14 protein-coding genes are annotated in these 17,420 nt (G+C 65.5%); 3 read left to right on the top strand and 11 right to left on the bottom strand.

Translation table 11 applies throughout. From position 1 onward, the window contains the following. Positions 1-133 precede the first annotated feature (133 nt). Positions 134-328 carry a DUF3073 domain-containing protein gene (locus CH271_RS06140; protein WP_008719426.1) on the top strand — a complete coding sequence of 65 codons (195 nt, stop codon included), beginning with the start codon at positions 134-136 and terminating at the stop codon, positions 326-328. Positions 329-401: 73 nt separating this feature from the next. On the opposite strand, the gene purM is transcribed toward CH271_RS06140, so the two are convergent. The 10 genes from purM to purL all read right to left on the bottom strand — a co-directional run bounded on the left by purM (position 402) and on the right by purL (position 13,904). After that, positions 402-1,502 (bottom strand): phosphoribosylformylglycinamidine cyclo-ligase, encoded by a 1,101-nt coding sequence (gene purM / locus CH271_RS06135; RefSeq protein ID WP_032376541.1) that lies wholly within the window; start codon positions 1,500-1,502, stop codon positions 402-404. Positions 1,503-1,594: 92 nt separating this feature from the next. Further along, the gene (locus tag CH271_RS06130) at positions 1,595-3,232 is read right to left on the bottom strand and encodes an ABC transporter ATP-binding protein (protein ID WP_094633015.1); all 1,638 of its coding nucleotides are present in this window, start codon (positions 3,230-3,232) and stop codon (positions 1,595-1,597) included. Further along, on the bottom strand, positions 3,229-4,197 hold the full coding sequence (locus CH271_RS06125) for an ABC transporter permease (protein WP_037194582.1): 969 nt from the start codon (positions 4,195-4,197) through the stop codon (positions 3,229-3,231). The genes CH271_RS06130 and CH271_RS06125 overlap by 4 nt, the downstream gene beginning before the upstream one ends. Continuing rightward, positions 4,197-5,183, bottom strand: a complete 987-nt coding sequence (locus CH271_RS06120) for an ABC transporter permease (RefSeq protein ID WP_170945747.1) — start codon at positions 5,181-5,183, stop codon at positions 4,197-4,199. The genes CH271_RS06125 and CH271_RS06120 overlap by 1 nt, the downstream gene beginning before the upstream one ends. A 109-nt stretch (positions 5,184-5,292) precedes the next feature. After that, positions 5,293-6,981 carry an ABC transporter substrate-binding protein gene (locus tag CH271_RS06115; RefSeq protein WP_094633014.1) on the bottom strand — a complete coding sequence of 563 codons (1,689 nt, stop codon included), beginning with the start codon at positions 6,979-6,981 and terminating at the stop codon, positions 5,293-5,295. Positions 6,982-7,095: 114 nt separating this feature from the next. After that, complete coding sequence (purF, locus tag CH271_RS06110) at positions 7,096-8,658, bottom strand: amidophosphoribosyltransferase (RefSeq protein WP_037194761.1); 1,563 nt, start codon at positions 8,656-8,658, stop codon at positions 7,096-7,098. Positions 8,659-8,785: 127 nt separating this feature from the next. Further along, positions 8,786-9,172: a sterol carrier family protein gene (locus tag CH271_RS06105; RefSeq protein ID WP_094633013.1), complete on the bottom strand. Its 387-nt coding sequence runs from the start codon at positions 9,170-9,172 to the stop codon at positions 8,786-8,788. 6 nt (positions 9,173-9,178) lie between these two features. Next, positions 9,179-9,805: a CPBP family intramembrane glutamic endopeptidase gene (locus tag CH271_RS06100; RefSeq protein ID WP_256986291.1), complete on the bottom strand. Its 627-nt coding sequence runs from the start codon at positions 9,803-9,805 to the stop codon at positions 9,179-9,181. Further along, entirely contained in the window at positions 9,802-11,529 is a 1,728-nt protein-coding gene (locus tag CH271_RS06095; RefSeq protein ID WP_256986310.1) for an alpha/beta hydrolase, read from the bottom strand. Before CH271_RS06095 ends, CH271_RS06100 begins: the two co-directional genes overlap by 4 nt. Before the next feature lie 83 nt (positions 11,530-11,612). Beyond that, positions 11,613-13,904 carry a phosphoribosylformylglycinamidine synthase subunit PurL gene (purL, locus tag CH271_RS06090; RefSeq protein WP_094633011.1) on the bottom strand — a complete coding sequence of 764 codons (2,292 nt, stop codon included), beginning with the start codon at positions 13,902-13,904 and terminating at the stop codon, positions 11,613-11,615. Between the two features lie 113 nt (positions 13,905-14,017). On the opposite strand from purL, the gene CH271_RS06085 reads away from it, so the two are divergent. Next, a complete protein-coding gene (locus CH271_RS06085) occupies positions 14,018-14,782 on the top strand; it encodes a nucleoside phosphorylase (RefSeq protein WP_256986290.1) in 765 nt (254 codons plus the stop codon). 353 nt (positions 14,783-15,135) lie between these two features. Here the strand turns inward: CH271_RS06085 and CH271_RS06080 are convergent, their stop codons facing one another. Beyond that, complete coding sequence (locus CH271_RS06080) at positions 15,136-16,443, bottom strand: M18 family aminopeptidase (RefSeq protein ID WP_094633010.1); 1,308 nt, start codon at positions 16,441-16,443, stop codon at positions 15,136-15,138. A 58-nt stretch (positions 16,444-16,501) separates the two neighbouring features. Here CH271_RS06080 and CH271_RS06075 point away from each other — a divergent pair, with 58 nt between their 5' ends. After that, entirely contained in the window at positions 16,502-17,398 is an 897-nt protein-coding gene (locus tag CH271_RS06075) for a hypothetical protein (protein ID WP_094633195.1), read from the top strand. Positions 17,399-17,420: the final 22 nt, after the last annotated feature.

Below are 17,420 nucleotides of genomic sequence, written 5' to 3'. Positions count from 1 at the left end.
CCACCGACACGTGGTGCCGTATGCGCATCGCGGCGATTCGCGCGCTAGAGTGTGTGCCAGGAAGAAATACCAACTCTAACGGGGCCGCCAAATTTCCCCAGGCCGCCCCGCAAGTCCGCGAGGGGGCACCGCCATGGGCCGAGGCAGGGCTAAGGCAAAGCAGACAAAGGTCGCTCGTGAGCTCAAGTACAGCTCGCCGACAACGGACTTGGAGAGTCTGCAGAAGGAACTCTCCGGTGGTTCGTCCAACTCCCATCGTGGCATCCACTCTGACTCGGATGTGCATTCCCGAGTCGAGGAAGACGAGTACGAGGACTGGCGACGCTAGTACTGTGCACTGAACGACTGAGGGGGAGCCGCGGTGCGGCTCCCCCTCACTTGTTTGCCCGGTGCTCGGGCGATCAGAACCTCGGGTGATTACCCAGCAACAGCGCACGCTCGTCGGCGACATCCTTACCGGTCGCCTTCTTCACCGTGCCCAGCGTCCAGCAGTCGATGTGGCGTGCGGTCAGCACAGCGAGTGCTCGGTCGACGTCCTCGGGTGCCACGATGGCGACCATGCCGACACCCATGTTGAACGTCTGCTCCATCTCGGCCCGCTCGACGCGTCCGCGCTGAGCGATCAGCGAGAAGATCGGAGCCGGGCTCCACGTGGTGCGGTCGAGTTCGGCGACCAGTCCCTCGGGCATGACCCGTGACAGGTTGTTCGCCAGTCCGCCGCCGGTCACGTGGCAGAAGGTGCGGACGTCGGTCTCCGCAGCGAGCGCGAGGCAGTCCTTGGCGTAGATCTTGGTGGGTTCGAGCAGTTCCTCACCGAGAGTGCGGCCGAACTCCTCGACGTGTCCGCCGAGGTCCATGTGGTTGATCTCGAGCAGCACCTTGCGAGCGAGGGAGTAGCCGTTGGAGTGCAGGCCCGACGATCCCATGCCGATGACGACGTCACCGGGACGCACCCGCTCGGGTCCGAGGATCGAATCCGCCTCGACGACGCCGATGCCGGTGGCCGAGAGGTCGTAATCGCCGTCGGCCATCAGACCCGGGTGCTCGGCCGTCTCGCCGCCGAGCAGTGCGCAGCCGGCGATGATGCAGCCTTCTGCGATGCCCTTGACCAGCTCGGCGACCTGCTCGGGAACCACACGGCCCACGGCGATGTAATCCTGCAGGAACAGCGGCTCGGCACCACAGACGACGAGATCGTCGACGACCATGGCGACCAGGTCCAGGCCGAGGGTGTCGTGCTTGCCGAGGGCCTGTGCCACGGCCACCTTGGTGCCGACGCCGTCGGTCGAGGCGGCCAGGACGGGCTCGCGGTAGTCGCCCTTGAGCGCGAAGAGACCGGCGAAACCACCGAGACCGCCCATGACCTCGGGCCTGCTGGCCTTCTTTGCGAGCGGCGCGAACAGTTGCACTGCTCGATCTCCTGCGGCGATGTCGACCCCGGCCGCCGCGTAGGAGGCACCGCCCGAGTGAGTTGCGCTCGTGGGTTGGGATTCCTCGGTCATTCGGCTCCAGCCTGTGTACTCGATCATGTCAGCGCCCATAGCGGCGCAGATAGCGCCCTAACGGTACCGGAGTGCCCGGTGGCGAGAAGAATTCACGTGTGCAGCCGCTTTCCCGGGATCGCCGCCAACAGCTTCTTGGTGTAGTCCGCCTCCGGCGATCTCAGGATCTTCCACGGTGTCCCCTCTTCCACGATCGCCCCGTTGCGCAGCACCACCACGCGGTGCGCAACACGGTCGACCACCGCGAGGTCGTGGCTGATGAACAGGCACGCGAAGCCGAACTCCTGCTGCAGTGCCTCGAACAGGTCGAGCACGGCTGCCTGCACCGAGACGTCCAGTGCGCTGGTCGGCTCGTCCGCGACCACCAGATCCGGACCCAGCACCAGTGCCCGCGCCAGGCTGACGCGTTGCCGCTGCCCACCCGAGAGCTCGTGTGGGTAGCGCTTGTCGGTGCCCGACGGCAGTTGCACGGCGTCGAGCAGTTCGGTCGTCCTCGCGGCGATCGCGTCCTTGGAGCCGTACTTGTGCACGATCATCGGCTCGGCGATACACTGTTCGACCGTCAGCCGGGGGTTCAGTGAGGCCGACGGGTCCTGGAAGACGAACCCGAATCGCTTGCGCAGCGGCTTGAGCTTGCGTTCGCTCACCCCTGCGATGTTCTGCCCCATCACCGTCACGCTGCCGCTGGTCGGCTTCTGCAGTGCTGCGACGCATCTGCCGATCGTGGACTTGCCCGAGCCGGATTCGCCCACCAAACCGAGGGTTTCGCCGCGGTGGATGGTCAGCGAGACGTCGTCGACCGCCCGGAAGGCGGGCGAGCCGACGCCGCCGGAGAACTGCACCACCAGACGCGAGACGTCGAGTACCGGTTCGCCCGAGGTGTCGACGGTCTTGTCGGACTCCACGGCGGCGAGAGTGGGCACCGCGGCCAGCAGCTTCTTGGTGTAGTCGTCCGCGGGTGCGTCGAAGAGCTGCGCCACCGGAGCTTCCTCGACGACGCGACCGTTCTGCATGACGACGACGCGGTCCGCCAGATCGGCGACGACGCCCATGCTGTGGGTGATGAGCACGACGGCGCAGCCGAGCCGGTCCTTGAGATCGCGGAGCAGCTCCAGGATTTCGGCCTGCACCGTGACGTCGAGGGCCGTGGTCGGCTCGTCGGCGATGATGACTTTCGCCTCGCACGAGATGGCGATCGCGATCATGACGCGTTGCTTCTGCCCACCCGAGAGCTCGTGTGGGTAGTACGAGAAGCGCTGCTCGGGGCTGGGCAGACCCACCATCGTCAACAGTTCGACAGCCCGCGTCTTGGCATCCTTCGCCGACATGCGCTTGCCGTCACTGCCCGAGTGCGCCCGCAGCGCTTCGACGATCTGATACCCGATGGTGAACAGCGGATCGAGGGCGCTGCCCGGCTCCTGGAACACCATCGAAATCTTGTTGCCGCGCAACTGCGCCCACGCCTTGTTGCTCAGCCTCGTCACGTCCTGGCCACCGAGCACCACGTGGCCCTCCACGCGTGCGGTGTCGGGTAGCAGTCCGATGGCAGATCTGACGCTGACGGATTTACCCGATCCGGACTCGCCCACCACGGCCAGGACTTCACCGGGATACACCTCGAACGAGACCTCGGTGACCGCATCGACCTCGCCGGCATCGGTGAGGAACGTGACGGACAACGACTTCACCGACAGTGCCGACTCGCGTGGAGTTGCAACGCTCGATGTCATACCTTCACCGCCTTCTTGAACTTCTTGCGGGTGCGCAGCAGCGGATTGAGTGTCTCGCTTGCACTTTCGCCCACCATGGTCAGGCCGAGCACAACGAGCACGATGCCAAGGCCGGGGAACACCGACGTCCACCAGATACCGTTGGAGATATCGGGCAGCGCCTTGTTGATGTCGTATCCCCACTCCGAGGCGGAGGTGGGCTCGATGCCGAATCCGAGGAATCCGAGTCCGGCGAGGGTCAGGATGGCCTCGGCACCGTTGAGGGTGATGATGACCGGCAGCGTCTGCACCACGTTGGCGAGGATGTGGCGGAACAGGATTCGCGGAGTTCCGGCCCCGGTGACCCGTGCGGCGTCGACGTACGGTTCGGTCTTGACCGCCACCGTGGCGTTGCGTACCACGCGGAAGTACTGCGGCACGAAGATCGCCGTGATGGCGATTGCCGCGGACGCGATACCGCCGAAACTGGACGACTGTCCGCCTGCGACGACGATCGAGATGACGACCGCGAGGAGCAGCGATGGAAACGCGTACATCGCGTCCATGAACAGCACGAGCACGCGGTCGAACCAACGGCCGATGTAGCCCGAGGCGAGGCCGAGCGGAACGCCGATGATGAGCGAGAGAATCAACGACGACGCGATCACCATCAATGCTGTTCTCGCACCGTAGATCACGCGAGAGAACACGTCCTCGCCGCGGACCGAGGTGCCGAACCAATGCTGCGCGGACGGGGCTGCCTGGCGGGCGAAATCCTGCCCGGCATCGCTGGTCTGCGAGAACCCGTACGGCGCGAGAAGCGGAGCGAACACTGCCGCGATCACGAACCCCACCATCAGGGCCAACCCGACGATCAGGGTGACGCGTTGCAAGCCCGACGTGGACTTGACGAACGCGACGCCGGGAAATCCCCGACGGTGCGGGCGGGTCGGAGGAACGTCGGACAGCACGACTTCGGTGCTCATCAGAACCTCACTCTCGGGTCGATGAGTGCGACGATCGCGTCGGTGACGAAGCTGACGACGGCGACCACCACGGCCAGGAACGTCACGATGCCCTGCACCGCAACGAAATCGCGAGCCTGCAGGTATCGGGCGAGTTCGTAGCCCAGGCCCTGCCACTCGAAGGTCGTCTCGGTCAGCACCGCGCCGCCGAGCAGTACGGCGATCTGCAGACCGATGACGGTGACGATGGGAATCATGGCGTTGCGGAACGCATGCCGTCGCGTCACCGTGCCCTCACTCAATCCGCGAGCGCGCGCGGCGTCGACGAAGGGTGCCTGCAGGGTCTGAATCAGGTTGACGCGCACCAGTCTCAGGAACACTCCGGCCGTCAGCAGACCCAGGGCGAGAGCGGGAAGTACCGCATGCTCGAGCACGTCCACGATGTAGCTCGGCTCGCCGTACAGGAACGAATCGACGATGAGAATGTTGGTCTTGGGCGAGACGTTCTGCAGTGCCAGTTCCACATTCGTGCTCGCTCGTCCCGCCACCGGCAGCCAGCCGAGCTTGACCGCGAACAGCAACTTGAGCAGCATGCCGACGAAGAACACCGGAGCCGCGTACGCCAGGATCGCGAAGATCCGCAGCGAGGCGTCGCCGAATCGGTCCCGATGGGTGGCGGCGAAGAAGCCGAGCGGGATGCCGACAGCGAAGGCGACCAGCAGTGCCCAGAACGCCAATTCCAGTGTGGCAGCGCCGTTGACGAGCAGAACGTCACTGATCGCGCGATTGTCGGTGGCCGAGCGGCCGAAATCGCCGCGCAGCAATCCGGTCAGGTACTCCCAGTACTGCGTCAGGATCGGCCTGTCGTACCCGGCCTCCGCCTTGCGCTGAGCGATCTGTTCGGCGGGAAGGCGGCCACCGAGGGCCGCGGTGATCGGATCACCGATCACCCGCATGAGAAAGAACACGACGGTGACGAGAATCCAGGCGGTCGGAATGATCAGCAGAAATCTGACCCCGAGATAACGGGCGAGCGCGCCGTACCGTGACGGCGCGCTCGCCTGCTGTGCTTGCTTCTCGCCCTCTACCGTCGTGCTGTCGGTAGTGGGCACGCCGTCAGCTCTTGGCGAGAGTGACGAAACGGAACTTGAACGAGGCGTCGAGAGTCTCGTCCACACCGCTGATCTCGTCGGTGGCGACGGCGATCTGCTTGCCTTCCAACAACGGAAGCGTCGGCAGGAAGTTCGTCGCGAGCTCGGTCTGAATCTGACCGATGATCTGCATCCGAGCATTCTCGTCGGCGGTCGTGCGTTCGAGATCGAGCAGCGAGGTGATGGCCGGGCTCTCGAAGTGCGACTGCAGGAAGTTGTCGGGCCCGAAGAACGGCGTCAGGTAGTTGTCTGCATCGGGGTAGTCCGGGAACCAGCCCAGCTGGTACACCGGGTAGGCGTCGGCGACGCGTTCCTTGGTGTACGTGCTCCACTCGGTGGACTGCAGGTTGACATTGAACAGGCCCGTCGCGTCGAGCTGGCTCTTGATCGCGGCGTATTCCTCGCTCGAGCTCGAACCGTAGTGGTCCGGGTTGTACTGCAGGTTGAGCTGCACGGGAGTGGCGATGCCTGCGGCAGAGAGGAATCCGGCCGCCTCGTCACGATTGGGCGTGGTGCCGTAGACGTCGCCGAAGGCGGTGTTCGCGCCGGCCAGACCGGTGGGGACCACGGAGTACAGCGGGGTGTACGTACCCTTGTAGACGCCGTCGGACAGCGCCTGACGATCGACCGAGGCCGCAATTGCCTTGCGCACGGCCAACTTCTGCTCCGGGGTGTCGCCGGGCATCGTGTTCATGTTGAACACCATGTAGCGCGATTCACCGCCGGGTCCCTCGTGCACCGTCAGACCGTCCACGCTGCCGAGCGATTCGACGTCCGTCGGGGTCAGCGAGCGCCATGCGACGTCGATGGCCTTGTTCTGCACGTCGAGCTTGAGGTTGTCGGAGCTGGTGTAGTACTTGACGTTGATCGACGACGTCTTCGGGGCTCCGAGAATTCCCTGATAGTCGCCGTTCGCGGTGAAGCTGACGAGGGAGTTCTTCGCGTAGCTCGCGATGGAGTACGGGCCCGCGAACGGCGTTGCCGCCACGATGGCGTCGTCGTCGAGAACGGAGTCTGCCGGGAACACGGTCTGATCGACGATCGGGCCTGCCGGTGTCGCCAGAATCTGCGGGAACGTCTGGTCGTTCGCTGCCTTCAGCGTGAACTCGACGGTCTTCTCGTCCGGCGTCGCGATGCTGTCGAGGTTCGTCAGCAGCGATGCGGGCCCGTTCGGATCGTTGATGGCGACGATTCGATCGAAGGAGAACTTCACGCTCTCGCTCGTCAGCGGGTTGCCGTTCGCGAACTTCAGGTCGTCCTTCAGCGTGCACGTGTAGACGGTCGGCTCGGCGAAGTCGCAGCTCTCGGCGACATCGGGCTCGAGCTCCGAGCTACCGGGCGCGAAGTTCATCAGGAAGGGATACGTCTGGTTCATCACCATGAACGAGCCGTTGTCGTACGAGCCGGCCGGGTCCAGTGACGTCACCTGGTCGGTGGTGCCGACCGTGATGGTCTCGCCGCCGCCGCTGTCGCCGGAACCGCCGGCGTCGTCGGTGCGGCCCGAGCCACAGGCTGCCGCAGTCAATGCGAGTACCGACAGTGCTGCCACTGCAGCGGTCTTCTTGCCGTGCTTGCGCACGGCCCTGATGGGTCCAGCGGTCTTCGATGCCGCGCTGTAGCGCTGCATGCGTCCGTCGTCGGGCGACAGGGTCATCTGAAAGCCTCTATCCAATCGGTGTGTCCTATGTAACTCGGGACAGTACCGACGGACTGTTTCCAATATGTGGCATTGAGAAAACCCCGCTGTTCCCTCGCGGGAACGCCCAGCTCACGGACGACTCAGAGCACTCACATTCGCGTCGTTGTCCACCGGCTGCCCGGCGGCCGAAGCCAGCAGACCCTCGAGGACGTGCTTGCCGAGCGCATTGTCGGCAGGCAGATCGATCGGGTACTTGCCGGTGAAACATGCTGCACACAAGCGCGATTCAGGCTGCTCGGAGGCAGCGATCATGCCGTCGATGGAGATGTATCCCAACGAATCGGCTCCGATCGCCTGCCGAACGCCCTCGAGAATCCCGTCCTCGGAGTCGACACCGTTGGCGATCAGCTCTGCGGGAGAAGCGAAGTCGATGCCGTAGAAGCAGGGCCAGCGCACCGGTGGCGACGCGATCCGCACGTGAATCTCCAGCGCACCGGCCTCACGCAGCATCCTGATCAGGGCGCGCTGAGTGTTGCCGCGAACGATCGAATCGTCCACCACCACCAGCCTTTTGCCCCGAATGACCTCTTTGAGAGGATTGAGCTTGAGCCGGATGCCGAGCTGGCGAATGGTCTGCGACGGCTGAATGAACGTGCGCCCCACGTAGGCGTTCTTCATCAGGCCCTGGCCGTAGGGGATGCCGGAGCCCTGCGCGAAACCGACCGCAGCGGGAGTTCCACTCTCGGGCACGGGGATAACCAGGTCACCCTCGGCCGGATGCTCCTTCGCGAGGCGTCGTCCGATCTCGACTCGCGTCGAATGCACCGAACGACCACCGATGACGCTGTCGGGCCGAGCGAGGTAGACGTACTCGAACACACAGCCCTTGGGCTCGGGGGCTGCGAATCGCGAGGACCGAACACCGTCGGCGTCGATCGCGAGCAGTTCACCCGGCTCGATGTCGCGGACGAACGCGGCACCGACGATGTCGAGTGCCGCCGTCTCGCTGGCAACCACCCAGCCGCGATCGAGGCGGCCGAGGCACAGCGGGCGCACACCGTGCGGGTCACGCGCGGCGTACAGCGTGTGCTCGTCCATGAACGTCAGACAGAAGGCACCCTTGAGCAGCGGCAGCAGTTCCATCGCCGCCTGCTCGATGGTGCAGTCGGCAGCCTTGTGCGCCAGCAGCGCGGTCACCACGTCGGAATCCGACGTGCCGTTGCCCTGCAGCCGGTCGCTGATCAACCCTGCGTCGCGCGCCTTGGTGGCGAGCTCGGCGAAGTTCACCAGATTTCCGTTGTGGCCGAGCGCAATCCCGGTGCCGGCGGTGGTGGTGCGGAAGATCGGCTGCGCGTTCTCCCACGTGACCGATCCACTGGTGGAGTAGCGGCAGTGTCCGATGGCGACGTGCCCGGGCATCGCGCCGAGTGTCTGCTCGTCGAACACCTGGCTGACGAGACCGAGATCCTTGAACACCAGCACCTGGGAGCCGTCGGACACTGCGATGCCTGCAGCCTCCTGACCACGGTGTTGCAGCGCATAGAGACCGTAATAAGAGAGCTTGGCCACATCCTCGCCCGGTGCCCATACTCCGAACACTCCGCACTCCTCGCGCGGCTCGTTCTCCGGTTCGTCGAGCGGTTTGCCTACCAGAAGATTCGGACTGTCGACCGACAAATCGGCGTTGGTCACGGGCATTGCTCCCTTGGGGGTACGGGGCGGGGGGCCGTGCCCGAGTCTACGGGCACACGGCCGGAGTCAACGCATCGTGTGTACGGGAGATTCCCAGCAGGTGAACCCGTGTCCGATTTCGAGCGAATCACCTGATGGACAACAGTGGCAGCCAGCGACCCACTTCGGCTGCTCTGCTGCCCGACGCATCGATCGAACCGTCGGCGAGAGCCTCGGCGAAATCGCGGACTCCGGTGACCACCTGCAGCCACGTCAGCGCATCGGTTTCGACCACGTTCGGCGGGGTTCCCCGCGTGTGTCGCGGCCCCACGATGCACTGCACCGCGACGAACGGCGGCACCCGCACCTCCACCGAGGATCCGGGCGCATTCTGGCCCAGAGTTCTGGCAGTGGTACGCACCGCAGCGGCGATCTGTGCCCGCGCAGGCTTGTCCGCCTCACCCTTGATCCATTGCTCGACGGCCAGAACGGCGTCGCGCACCTCGGCGGGGCCGACTTCCTTGTGCGGTGGCATGGTCGTTCAGCCCCTCTCTTCGTCGACGGATGCCAGATGCGCCAGCACGGCGCCGCTCGCGTTGAGAAAGTAATGCAGCAGCGCCGGGGCGAGCACACTCCCGCTGCGGGCTCGCAGCCACGAGAACACCACACCGGCCGCCGCCGTCGCCGCGACCGTTCCGAGCACGGTGTCACCCGCAGCACGAGCGGGGTGAATGTGCCAGAGTCCGAAGAAGATCGGCGACAGAGCAGGAGACGCGGCGTCGAGCACACCGCGGAAGAGCAACTCCTCGGTGACGACGGTCCCCACCGGAATCCGAAACAGGACCCACTCGGCCAGTTCGTCCTCGGACGGCCTGACCCGGCGTCGCAACGCGGGAACTGCGGCCACGACGGTGGATCCGAGCACCGGCACCGCCGCCGCCGCAGCGCCCCACTTCAGGCCGGCGGCAGTGTTGCGCAGACCGAGTTCCGCCGCGCTCGTTCGGGACAGTGCAGCGACACCGACGGCGAACGAGGCGTTGGCCACCGCCCGCCGACGTGCGTCGAGACCGAGCGCGGGAAGGATGTAGGTACTCCACGCCGTCGTCGCGAGTCCGGTCAGAACGGGTCGTCCCGCAGGCTCAACTCCGGCCGTCAGTGCGGTTCTCACTTCTCCGGACCGTCCCGGCCGGCGAACTGCTCCATGACGCCGCGAACTCGTTCGGTGTCGCGCTCGGTCCACCCCTCGGGCGCGGCGACGGCCACCCAGCCGTCGAGCACCAGGGTTCCGTAGTTGTGGCCGTGCCCGTCGGGGACGCCTGCGGCGTTGGTCAGATCGGCGGCCACCTGCCAGAACGTGACGACCGGGAACCAGCGCATGCTCGGCAGCCGGTCCGGTCCCGGTGGCTCGGACAGCCAGTCGGGGCGCTCGAACAGCAGGTCCGGTGACCACCACACCACCGGATCCGACGCGTGCTGCACGTACAGGATTCGCGGCTCGTACCAGGGCTGATCCTCCGGCGGGATGCCCGACGAGTTGTCGGCGAATCGGACCGTCAGTCCTTCGGAGTAGACCGGCCGAACCTCCGGGCTTCCCGGATCGCGTCGGCTGACGAACTGACTCCAGATTCGGTTGTTGTTCGGCGGCCCCACCCACAGCACGCCGTCGGCGGTGGCCCTGATGTCGGCCAAACCGTCGAAAGCGCCCTCCCCCGCCTGGGTACCGAGGCTCTCGCCGTAGACGTAGAACTTGGGGCGCGTGGCCTCGGGTTCCTGCAGCCAACGGTCGTGCACCTTGTCGATCAGCGCTCTACCTGCCTGCGCGGCCTTGTCCCCCTCCGCAATGAAGGAGATCCAACTCGGCAGGTACGAGTACTGGGATGCGACGGTGGCGACATCGCCGTCGAACATCAGCTCTTCGGCTTCGATGGCGGTGGGATTGACCCATCCGGTTCCGGTGGTCGGGACGACCACGAGAGCCGCTCGCTGGAATGCCCCGGTGCGTTCGAGTTCTGCGACCACGATGTCCAGTCGCTCGTCCTGGGTCTCTGCGGTTTCCAGGCCTGCGTATGCCCTGATCGGCTCGAGGCTCGGACGGCCCGTGGCCCGCTCCATCTCGTCGGCACGCAGCCCGCTGGAGACGAAGTTGCGACCCTCGAACCCGAGGGTGTCCCACGGTGCCAACGAGTTCGGGCTGCCGGAACGTTCGTCGGCAACGGGTTGCTCTGCGCCGTCCCGGGTTTCGTCGTTCTGCAGACTGAACGCGGAATTGGTGACCTCGGAGACCGCGCGCAGCAATACGCCCTGGACCAACGCGACGGACAGCACCACGAGGACGACGACCCCGAGCGCATTGGCCACTTCTCGTGGCATCTTGACGATGCGGTTGATCTGACGGGCGAGCAGGCGAACGAGGTCACGCAACACCCGCCACACCGAAATCAACAGCGCCGCAATGGCGATACTGAGCGCACCGGTGCGGAAGTACCCCGTTGTGGTGGTGCCCTCCGCGTCCATCAGTGCGGCCAGCTCACGCTGCCATTCCGCCGAGATCGCCAGCATGATCATCGATGCCGCGATCGCCAGGACGGGTACGGAGACCTTGACGGCCAGCTCGACCTTGCGCGGCAACGGCCACCACGATCGGGACGAGAGCCACCAACGGGTGACGGCCCAACCCACCGCGACGCCGAATGCGTAGCCGATGGCCGCGTTGATACCGCCGATGATGCCCTGGAACAACCATCCGCGAGGGAGCAGGGACGGAGTCAGCGACCAGCAGAAGAACAACGCGCTGAACGCGATTCCGGTGAAGTCGAGGCGCAGCAGGCCCCAGGCCCACATGACGAACGGGTGCTTGGCGGGTGAGGGGACGGAGAACTCGACCGAGGGCAGGTGGTACCGATGATGCTGGTCCTGCTCGAGTGTCGCGTCGACCTCGCCCCGGCGCTGCTCCGATGTGCGTCCCCCCACCTCGGTCAGCCGAAGAGTCTGGGAAGAGTGCTCTCGAACGTCTCGCGCAGCTCCGTCATCGGGACGGAGAACTGCCCTTGGACCTCGATCGAATCCGAGCCCTCGTCGACGACGCCGATGCGCGCCCACGGCAGACCGCGGGCGGTGCACATGCCGGTGAAGCGAGTTTCTTCCGTGCGCGGTACGGCGACCAGTACTCGGCCCGAGGACTCGGAGAACAGCGTCACGAACGGATCGGCACCCTCGGGAAGGATGATGCGGCAACCGGTTTCACCGGCCAGAGCAGCTTCGACGACGGCCTGCGCGAGACCACCCTCGGACAGATCGTGTGCCGCCGAGACCAGTCCGTCACGCGAGGACGAGAGCAGAATGTCTGCGAGCAGTTGCTCGCGAGCGAGATCGACCTTGGGCGGAACGCCGCCGAGGTGATCGTGCTCGACCTGCGCCCAGATGGATCCGTCGAACTCGTCGTGGGTATCGCCCAGCAGAATCAGCGTCTCGCCGGGTTCGAGGCCGAGACCGGTCGGGATGCGGCGATGCACGTCGTCGATGACGCCGAGAACACCGACGACGGGCGTCGGCAGGATCGGCTCGGCACCGGTCTGGTTGTAGAAGCTGACGTTGCCACCGGTGACGGGAATGCCGAGGGTGACGCAGCCGTCGGCCAGGCCGCGCACGGCCTGCTGGAACTGCCACATGACGCCCGGATCCTCGGGTGAGCCGAAGTTCAGGCAGTTGGTGACGGCCTTGGGGGTCGAGCCGGTGACAGCGACGTTGCGGAACGCCTCGGCCAACGCGAGCTGCGCACCCTGATACGGGTCGAGTGCGGTGTAGCGACCCGATGCGTCGGTGGCCAAAGCGATTCCGCGACCGGTCTTCTCGTCGATGCGGATGACGCCGGCGTCGGCGTTCTCGGCGAGGACGGTGTTGCCGCGCACGTAGCGGTCGTACTGCTCGGTGATGAAGCGTCGGCTGCACAGCTGCGGTGAGCCGATCATCTTCAGCAACGTCGCCTTCAGCTCGTCACCGGTTTCCGGACGCTTCAGCGACGCCGTGGTGTTCGCGACCAGATCGTCCTGGGTGGCAGGTCGCTGCACGGGACGGTTGTACACCGGGCCCTCGTGCGCGACGGTCTTCGGCGGAACGTCGACGACCGTGTCGCCGTGCCAGGTGATCTGCAGGTGCTCACCGTCGGTGACCTCACCGATCACCGTGGCCAGAACGTCCCACTTCTTGCAGACGGCCATGAATGCATCGACGTTGTCGGGAGTGACCACCGCGCACATGCGCTCCTGGGATTCGCTCGACAGCACCTCGGCGGGAGTCATGCCGGTGGCGCGCATCGGCACCTTCTCCAGCTCGATGTGCATGCCGCCACTGCCCGCGGATGCCAGTTCCGAAGTGGCGCAGGACAACCCGGCACCGCCGAGGTCCTGGATACCGACGACGAGCTTGTTGGAGTACAGCTCGAGGCAGGCTTCGATGAGCACCTTCTCGGTGAACGGGTCGCCGACCTGCACGGCCGGCAGCTTCTTGCGGCCCCCGCCGGTCTCGTCTCCGTCGAAAGTCTCCGACGCGAGTACGGACACGCCGCCGATACCGTCGAGACCGGTGCGTGCACCGAACAGAATGATCTTGTTGCCCAGGCCCGACGCGAACGCGAGGTGCATGTCCTCGACGCGCATGACGCCGGCACACAGAGCGTTCAGCAGAGGGTTACCGGCGTAGGAGGCGTCGAACACCGTCTCGCCGCCGATGTTCGGGAGGCCGAGGGAGTTTCCGTAGCCGCCGACTCCTGCGACGATGCCGCTCAGGACGCGGCGCGTGTCGGGTGCATCGGCAGCACCGAATCGCAGCTGGTCCATGACGGCGATCGGGCGAGCGCCCATGGCCATGATGTCGCGGACGATGCCGCCGACGCCCGTTGCCGCACCCTGGTAGGGCTCGACGTACGACGGGTGATTGTGGCTCTCGACCTTGAACGTGACGGCCCAGCCGTCGCCGACGTCGACGACGCCCGCGTTCTCACCGATACCGGCGAGCATGGGCTTACGCATCTCGTCGGTGGTGGTCTCACCGAAGTACTTCAGGTGCACCTTCGAGGACTTGTACGAGCAGTGCTCGCTCCACATGACGGAATACATCGCCAACTCGGCGTCGGTGGGCCGACGGCCGAGGATTTCCTTGATGCGGACGTATTCGTCGTCCTTGAGTCCGAGTTCCTTGTACGGCTGCGCTACGTCGGGGGTGGCGACGGCGTTGGAGACAGTGTCTGTGGGTACAGAGCTAGCGGACACGAGGAATAGGTCCCTTCGATGGAGCGAAATGCCAGGGAGAGTCTATCGGGACCGTGCGACATGTACGGCATCGGTCGTGCAGGGCTGTGATTCGGTCGTGCGAACATCACCTGATGGACATCGCGCTGACCGAGAACGATCTGGACGAAACGGGCGTCATCGACCCGTCGATGGTGGCCAAGGGAGTCGACGTACCACCCAAGGCCGTCGTCTGTTTCTTCTCCGAGGTGATCGACAGCATCTGCGCGAAGGGCGACGCCAGAGTCGTCTCGGTCATGCGCTCCGAGCACGGCGAACACCCCGTCTACGAGATCGAACGGAACGGGGAGAAACTTGCCGTCTTCCACCCCGGCGTCGGCGCTCCGCTGGCAGCGTTGTTCCTCGAAGAGGCCATCGCGATGGGATGCACCCAGTTCGTGGCCGTCGGCGGTGCGGGGGCACTGTCCGACGACCTGGGCATGGGACACGTGATGGTGGTCGACAGCGCCGTCCGCGACGAGGGCACCTCGTTCCACTACCTGCCGCCGGGACGGGTGGTCGACGCCGATCCCGCCGGCGTGGCCGTGCTGCAGTCGGTGCTCACCGACGCCGGAGTCGACTTCGTCACCGGCCGCTCCTGGACGACCGATGCCCTCTACCGCGAGACCCGCGCCCGCGTTTCCCGCCGCGTCGACGAAGGCTGCCGAACCGTGGACATGGAAGCGTCGGCCTTCTGCGCCGTCGCCCGATTCCGCGGCGTGCGATTCGCGCAACTGCTGTACGCGGGTGACTCCCTCGCCGCCGACTGGGATCACCGCGGCTGGACCAAGGCCACGACGGTGCGCGAACAATTGTTCTGGCTCGCGGCCGATGCATGCCTGCAATTGAGCCCGGTCTAGCCGAGCTCGGGTCTTCGATATACGGGTTCACGGATCCCGGGTCACTGGCTCACCCCCCTCCGGCCCCGCAAACGCGCGCGCGTTTGCCATACGCGCGCGAAATCGCCCCGGCACGGGTCACGAATCCGCGCGCACCTGGCGAATGCGCGCGCGTTTGCGATCGCGGAACGAGAAACGGGGAACGAGAAACGAGAACGGGGAACGGTGTCGCGCCGCGGTATTCAGCCTCCGCCCACACCCCCGCCCCGCAAACGCGCGCGCGTTTGCCATACGCGCGCGAAATCGCCCCCGCGCAGGTCACGAATCCACGCGCACCTGACGAATGCGCGCGCGTTTGCGATCGCCGATCGGACTCAGGCAGGGGCGAGGAATGCCGCCAACGCGTCGGCATAGGACTTCACGTCACTGGCTCCCATCAACTCTCGCGACGAGTGCATGGCCAGCTGCGCCGCTCCGACGTCCACCGTCGACAGGCCGGTGCGCGACGCGGTGATGGGTCCGATGGTCGAGCCGCAGGGCAGATCGGCGCGATGCACGTAGCGCTGCAAAGGAACTCCGGCCTGATCGCAGGCCAGCGCGAAGGCACCCGCACCCGCGGAATCCGTTGCGTAGCGCAGGTTTTGGTTGACCTTGAGCACCGGTCCCCCACCGAGTTCGATGCGATGCGCGGGCTCGTGCCGGTCCGGGTAGTTGGGATGCGTCGCGTGCGCCATATCGCCTGAGGCACAGATGGATCCGGCCATCGTGCGGAGGAAGTCCTCACGGCCACCGCCGCGTCCGAGCACGATGCGCTCGAGCACGGTGTTCAACAGATTCGAGAACGCGCCGCGATCGGACATGCTGCCGACTTCCTCGTGGTCGAACAGTGCCAGCACCGGCGTGACAGCGGTCGGATTCTCCACTGCCGCAAGCAAAGCCTGGGTCCCGGCGTAGCAGGTGCCCTGATTGTCCAGACGCGGCGCACTGACCAATTCCGACTCGACACCGACGACGGCGCTGGGCGCGAGATCGTGCGTCATCAACTCCCAACCCAGTACCGAATGCGGGTCGACGCCTTCTCGCTCGGCGACGTATGCGATGAACGATTGTGGCGAATTACCGACGCCCCAAATGGCATTGACGTGTCGCTGCGGGTCCAGGGTGACGCCCTTGCGATCCTCGGAGAGGTGGATCGCGAGCTGCGGAACTCGCAGAATCGGCTCGTCGACCTTGACCAGAACCTCGCGCACCGTGTTTCCGTCGCGCACACTCAGCCGGCCGGAAATACCCAGATCGCGATCGAGCCAGGAGTTCAGCCAGGCACCGCCGTACGGTTCGAGGCCGACCATCTGCCAGCCCGCGGATTGCAGATCGGGATGTTGCTTCACGCGAAGGTTGGGGCTGTCGGTGTGTCCGCCGACGATACGGAAAGGGCCATCAGGAGTGGAGCCTGCGGAACGACCCGAATTACTGCTCTCGGTACTCCATGCAACCAGTGATCCGCCGCGAACGAGGTAGTAGCGGCCCGGCTCCGTCGGCCAGGCATCGGTCTCCTCGAGGCGCACGAAACCGGCGTCCTCGAGTTGCACCGAGACCGTGTTGCAGACGTGGAACGGTGACGGCGAGACGTCGACGAAGTTGCAGAGACCGGTTGCGGAGGCGTGAGTCGACATGGGAACCATTGTGGCAGCCGCCGCGTCGAACACCTCGAGAGCACACACCGACCGGGGGGACAACGTCATGAAATTTCATTCTTTGCCTGACTACGGCGCAGTTCATGCGACCACATTCGCCATCGTGAGGATGAAGACGATCGAAGCATTTCGCAAGCGCGGGGTGGTGGTTCACCGCGAGGACGCGACGACTTTGGCGGTGGGCTCCGGCATTCGCATGTCACTGAACAATGTGTTCGCCCGGTGCTCCGGGGTGAGTCGATCGGCGTGGGACGGCATCATCGCCGGCCATGTCGATCTCATGATCGAGACGATGCGCGAGGCGGATCCCACGTTCATCACCGGACTGTCGGACGACGAGTTCCACTCGAGGCTGCGCGAGCGCGTCATCGCTCCGTCTGCCCTGGCGGCCATGGGTGAGCGCGAGTACGAGTATTCCGTCCCGCTACTCGACGTGCCGGGCGCACCGCGACGGGTACTGAACCTGTCTTCTCCGAATCGCGCTGTGACACTGGCAGATCGGCATCTCGTCGGCCGAGACCTGAACGCCGCCTGGGCAGCCGGCCGAAGGAACACCGCAGCGCTGAAGTTCGAGGACGGCCGAATTCTCAGCAGAAACAGCATCGACATCGAGGTCCTCAGCGGCGATTCGATCTACCTCGCGTCGAAGGTCGCCGATATGTCCACGCTGATCTCCGCACACCTCGGCGAATGTCTGTACGGCGTAGTGTTCGTCGTTCCCAATGCCTACGAGTTCATTTTTCACCGGCCGCGCAACGCCGACAGCGCACTCACGGCAGCGGCCGCACTCGCCGAACTGGCGGACGTGTTCTCACGTGACACACCGAGCCCACTGTCACGCTCGGTGTTCTTCTGGCGAGACGGCGAGTACTGCGACGTATCGCACGGCCCAACGGGCATCTTTGCCTCTACCTTGGCGGAGCTGCGAGCGTGTGCGGCCTGACCGCGATCACGTGCCGGTAGAC

Origin of the sequence: Rhodococcus sp. 05-340-2, from assembly GCF_002258915.1 — a bacterium.
In the GTDB taxonomy this organism is placed as follows: Bacteria; Actinomycetota; Actinomycetes; order Mycobacteriales; family Mycobacteriaceae; genus Rhodococcoides.
The sequence above is the reverse complement of the archived record's forward strand: the minus strand, read 5'-3'. Positions and strand labels throughout refer to the sequence as shown.